Raw genomic sequence first — 917 nt, 5'->3', positions numbered from 1 at the left:
CTGCGGGCACAGGGCCGTCCAATGGCGACCAGCGGATCAATGCCCTTTTCCTGCAGTTTCCGGACCGCCTGTCCGCTGGCGTAACCGGTGTCGGCAAGCACCTTCTCCGGGAGACCGATTGTGTCTTCCATCGACAGCACCGTGTCGGCAAAGGATGGCGCATCCGCTGACGTGGCGACAACGCCGGTTGTCACGATCAGCTGGCTGCCTTCGGCGCAGACTACGGCCTGGGCATTGTAAGCCTGCCGGAATTCATGGGCGTCCGAACGCCGCATGAGGCGGCTGTCGGGATCGGTCAGGCTGATCTGCCGGTCGGGTGGTGGTTCATCATCCGGCGGTTTCGGCGCCCTGCCACGACGCCCTGTTTTTGCGTCATAAGCGGCTTTCTTCTTCTCGTATGCCGGTCGCGCCGCCTCGGCCTGCGCCTTCGCATCTGCTTCCAGCCGGGCGCAGGCTTCGTCCAGCTTCGCTTTCAGCGTTTCCCGTCGGGCAAGCTCTTCTGGCAGGGCCTGCGGATCTCTGTCTGTGGCATCCGCGTGCTCCGCCTGGTCCATCAGTTTCGCGATATCCACCGCCAGCTGTTCGCGCAGCGCCCTGATCCGGTCGTAGCGCAGGGAACGGTATTTCGAGGCATCGGCATCGATTTTCGTGCCGTCGATCGACACCACGCCCAGACGCAGCAGGCCCGTCTCGCGCGCCAGAAGCAGGACCTGTGCAAATGCAGCTTCAATGGCGCCCCTGTTCGTCCGGCGGAAGGTCGCAATCGTATCATGATCCGGATGCAGGTTCGCCGCCACGAAGCGCACCCCGATGTCGCGATATGTCGCCCGCTCGATCCGGCGTGAGGAAAACAACCCGTTCGCATAGCTGAAGATCAGAAGGGCCAGCATCAGGCGCGGATGGTACTGTGCCTTGCC

At 63.4% G+C, this 917-nt stretch carries 1 protein-coding gene; it reads right to left on the bottom strand.

Annotated elements, in window-relative coordinates; genetic code table 11:
• A partial coding sequence (locus CFR80_RS18495) for a transposase (protein ID WP_110507869.1) occupies positions 1–917 on the bottom strand: 917 nt, incomplete at both ends.

It is taken from the genome of Komagataeibacter oboediens (assembly GCF_003207815.1).
In the GTDB taxonomy this organism is placed as follows: Bacteria; Pseudomonadota; Alphaproteobacteria; order Acetobacterales; family Acetobacteraceae; genus Komagataeibacter; species Komagataeibacter oboediens.
This window is presented reverse-complemented; position numbering and strand designations above follow the sequence as displayed.